The organism is Novipirellula sp. (genome assembly GCF_041583735.1).
Classification (GTDB): domain Bacteria; phylum Planctomycetota; class Planctomycetia; order Pirellulales; family Pirellulaceae; genus Novipirellula.
The window spans coordinates 1-4,490 of the sequence record NZ_JBFHFD010000694.1 but is presented as its reverse complement, the minus strand read 5'-3'; the positions used below and the strand labels follow the sequence as shown (position 1 = coordinate 4,490).

Sequence of the window (4,490 nt, the reverse complement as noted above, 5' to 3'; positions counted from 1 at the left end):
CGTACCATTGCCGAGTTGTCGATCGGTTGGGCGGTGTCGCAGCCGGGCGTTACCGCCGCGCTCGTCGGAGCACGTCGGCCCGAGCAAATACGCGAAACATGCACCGCGACGCGTTTGCCACCCGAGATCGTCAGCGAGATCGACCAGATTGTCGCGTCGACCGATTCTGCTGGGATGTAGGGGCGGCTGCTTTGGTTGCCGTTTTGGCTGACGTCGTGAAGCATTCTCTCGTAGCGGAACTCGTCAAGAGTTTCGGGGGGATACGTCAATCGAACCAAAGCCGTTGACGACTTCCGCTTCGCTAAATTAGCACAAACGCAGAGGCGTTCACCTAATCCACAAACGCAAATTCGTTGCTCATCAATAAGACTTGGGCCAGTTGCTCAAGTCGATCGAGTGGTCGTGATGCTCGGCTTCCGCCGGGACCTTTGAAGTCTTCGGCCGAATCCGTTTCAAATTCCTGGCCGCTCTCGGTCACCAATTTGATCGTGGCTTGCCACACGAAAGAGTCGAAACTATCGGAATCGCCGCGATTGATGACGAAATCGATTGTTTGTCCCTTCTCGATCCGTGTTTTCAGTGGCCCGAATTTACGATTTTCGCCGTGGCGAACTTCACTATACAATTGCTCGTTACCGCACCACACGATCGCCTGGACTCCGTCACCTCGTTTTTCGCGATGTCCGATCATCCCCGCGATCGTGACGTCGCCCGCCACCGGTGCGGTCCAGCGCCGCACGACGCCGCCGTCGGCACCCCGCATGGAATGACCTCCATTGTCGATCAACGACGCATAGCCAAACGTGCCATCGTCGGGGTACTTGTCCTTGGCTTGCCAGCGTTTGTCTTTGAACACCGCGAACGGTTGGAAGTCGCTGACACGGCGGTCGGCATCCAGTTTTGCGGTGCCGTAGGTCCAGTGCTCGCTCGCGACAACGAACGACGCCGGAGCTTGTTGTAAAAAGGCAACGAATTGTCGTTGTTCCTCTTCACTGGGGTCACGCGACAGCACTCGTCGAACCAGTGTTTGTGTGTACGCCAACTCGATGGGCTGTTCGCTATTGCGAGCGGCGGTTCGCCGGACTTGCATTGCCACCCGCCTCGCTAGTTCCTGAGATTGAACGCCGTTCAGCAAGTACAGCGACTGTTGCGGCACCGTCGTGAAATAGCGGTTGGGTGAATGAGCATCGGGGCTGGCAAAGTCAAAGGTGCGAAACACCGCTGGCAAATTCTGGCGATCGATCATCGCGTAGATCGTACGGCGGGGGACAGGCGTCGGTCCGGTGATCTCGACCGGCTCGCCACCGAACGTCCGCTGTAACGATCCCGAGACCGCCAAGAACGAATCACGCAGCGATTCAAAATCACGCCGGCGACGGTTCGCACGGGCCAGTAGTCCGTTGTCGGGATCAAGTTCATGATTTTGCTCGGAGGATGAAACCGCTTGACGATAGATTCGCGAAAGAAGGATGCGGCGAACCGTTTTCTTGACACTCTGGTGTCGCGAAAAATCCACTGCCAGCTCTTCGAGCACCTCGGCAACCGCAGGCGGCGGAGTCCGCACACCAAAGTCACTCGTCGATTCGACCAACGGTTTGCCGGTCAAATGCCCCCAGATTCGATTGACAAAAACTCGCGAAGTCAACGGATTGTCCGCCGCGGCGATCTTGTTCGCCAATTCCCAACGACCGCTGCCATCGCGAAATGGTTTGTCATCCGCTTCCCGCAGCGCGGTGAAATATTGCCGCGGCGCGATCTCGCCTCGATTCCCTTGTTGGCCACGAACCAAAATCGGATGATCGTGCGGCTTTTCAATATCGGACATCATCAACGGGCTTTTTCCGTCCTCGTGATGCTTGCTGCTGCTGAGGATGCCGAACATCGCGTAATAATCCGCCGTCGGAATCGGGTCGAACTTGTGGTCGTGGCAACGAGCACAGCTGACGGTCAACCCGAGTAGCCCACGAGTGATCACGTCGATGCGATCATCTCGCGTATCTAAACCGTTCAAGTAGCGACGTCCGACGGTTAGAAATCCCATCGCGTCGAGGTTGCCCGCTTCGTTGTTGGGGTCGGTGCGATCCCCCGCCAATTGGTGCAGGATCATTTCGTTAAATGGCATGTCCGAGCCAAATGCATGGATCGTCCAATCGCGGTAACGATCGCTCCCTTTTAGACGACGTTCCTTGCCCCCGAGTGCGTAGCCAACCGTGTCGGCGTAGCGTGCCACATCCAACCAATAACGCGAAAACCGCTCGGCGTATTCGGGGGACGCCAACAGCGAATCGACCAAACGCACGTACGCATCCGGCCGCGTCGAAGCGGCAAACTGCTCAATCGCAGATTCACTTGGCGGTAGTCCCGTCAAATCAAAATAGACACGGCGGATCAGCGTTTCACGCGGCGCCGGTTCGGCCAGTGTCACCCCCTTCTCGGTCGCGCGTTGGCTCGCAAAATCGTCGATCACGTCGTGCGATCGGGGATCATGCTGCGGTGGCGGAACCGGTGACACGGGGGCGACAAACGCCCAGTGCGATTTGGGGTCGATGTCCATCGGTGAGACCGATGGCTGGTGGGACGCATCCTGTTCGATAACACGCGGGTCGGGTGCCCCCATTTCAATCCAGCTGCGAAGGTTCGCAATCGCTTCGTCATCAAGCTTGCCCTCCGGAGGCATCTGCATGTCATCATCCGCATACTCGACCGCACGAAGCAGTAGGCTTTTGGATCGATCGGTGTCCACGATCGCGGCACCGCGAGTCCCGCCGCGTCGCAGTCCGGCACGCGAATCGACATACAGTTCGCCTTCGCTGGCGTCGGCTTGATGCGAATGGCACTCGTAGCAATGTTCGATCAGCAACGGACGGATCTTTGACTCAAAGAACGCGACCGCTTCGCTGCTGAGTTGGGTTTCGTCTGCGGGCGTCGCCCCCGTTGCCGGTTCGTCGGCGACAAGCGTTGATGCCGAAATCAGGGCAAGCAGCGTGACACGCATCAGCCCTATAGAGCTTTGGCAGGAAGAGTGTCTTTGTGCAGAGTGATAGAAATTGCGTGCGATCAACATCGAACGTTATGCCTGTGGCGTATGCGATTGGTGGAGGGACGTCGTTGATCGCGCCGCGATCAAAACGCAGTTGCTCCGCGATTCAACGCGTCATTTGCTCGCGTTGAATCGGTTCGTGAGCGAGGGGTTTTCGGGGGGCCGTGATGCGGGGGGACTCAGCGATGGGAAATCGCAATATGGGAGGGAGTTGCCATTATAGTCGCGAACAAACTGCGTGACGATGGCGGAAATCACGATCAGGCCGGCACGCTCGAAATAGCCAAAGGACCTGGAATCACCGAGAGACGCGGAAAAAGCGTTTGTTTTTCGCCCCCCCTCCACGCCGATCGCTTAATCTACGGCGCGTGCATATTGGACCGGCAAGATATCGCTGGCCACTTCCGCGCCGAGCGTTTCGGCCGCGTGGTAGGGCCAGTACGGATCTCGCAGTAGTTCGCGGCCCAACATCACCATGTCGACTTGTTCTTTTTGAAGTGCATCCTCGGCTTGCTGCGGTTCGGTGATCGACCAACTGGTGGTGGTTGGAATGTTGGCTTCTTTGCGGATTCGACCTGCGATCGGAATCATGAACCCGGGGCCCCAAGGGACGCTATCGATATCGGGAGTCACAAATCCGTGGCTGACATCCAGTAGGTCCAAGCCGGCGGATTTTAGTTTGCGAGTCAATTCGATCGACTCGTCGATCGTGACGCCTCCATCGACCCAGTCGGTCACCGACAATCGAGCGGTCAACGGCAGCCGCTCGGGCCACACCTTTCGCACCGCAGCAAACGTTTCCATCATAAAACGAGTACGGTTTTCGAAGTCACCGCCATAGGCATCGGTCCGTTTGTTGGACAAGGGCGAATAGAATTCGTGTGCCAAGTAGCCGTGGGCAAAGTGGATTTCGAGATAGTTAAAACCGGCTGCCAATGCCCGCTCGGCGGCACGCACGAAATCGCCTTTGACTCGCTGGATAGCGTCGAGTGTCATCTCGTTGGGTTGTTTCGAGAGTTTGTCGCCAAAGGGGATGGGCGACGGCGCGATCGTGTCCCAGCCTCCTTCGTCATTGGCAAGATGTTTGTCCCCTTCCCACGGTTTACTCGCGCTCGCCTTGCGACCGGCGTGCGCGAGTTGGATGCCGGCGACCGAGCCATGTTCTTTTAGAAACCGGGCAAGCTTGGCAAACGGCTCGACGTGATCATCACTATAGATCCCGCTGTCGGCGGGGCTGATCCGGCCCTCAGGCGATACCGCGGTCGCCTCGACCACCACCAAGCCTGCCCCGCCGATGGCGCGTGAACCGAGATGGACGAGATGCCAATCGTTTGGAAAGCCATTGTCGGATGAATATTGACACATCGGTGACACGGCGATGCGGTTTCGCAGCGTAACATCTTTGAGCGTCAGTTTTTCGAAGAGTTTTGTCATAGCAGCAGGGGCACGG

Annotated in this window: 3 protein-coding genes; 1 reads left to right on the top strand and 2 read right to left on the bottom strand. The window is 57.6% G+C overall.

What is annotated here, in order from left to right; translation table 11 throughout:
• On the top strand, positions 1 to 180 hold a 180-nt coding region (locus tag ABX962_RS31120; RefSeq protein ID WP_372725428.1), incomplete at its 5' end, for an aldo/keto reductase.
• Between the two features lie 151 nt (positions 181 to 331).
• Here the strand turns inward: ABX962_RS31120 and ABX962_RS31115 are convergent.
• Together ABX962_RS31115 and ABX962_RS31110 are read right to left on the bottom strand one after the other, a co-directional pair.
• A complete protein-coding gene (locus tag ABX962_RS31115) occupies positions 332 to 2,995 on the bottom strand; it encodes a PSD1 and planctomycete cytochrome C domain-containing protein (protein ID WP_372725426.1) in 2,664 nt (887 codons plus the stop codon).
• Positions 2,996 to 3,394: 399 nt separating this feature from the next.
• The coding region (locus tag ABX962_RS31110; protein ID WP_372725424.1) for an NADH:flavin oxidoreductase/NADH oxidase at positions 3,395 to 4,490 on the bottom strand (1,096 nt) is incomplete at its 5' end.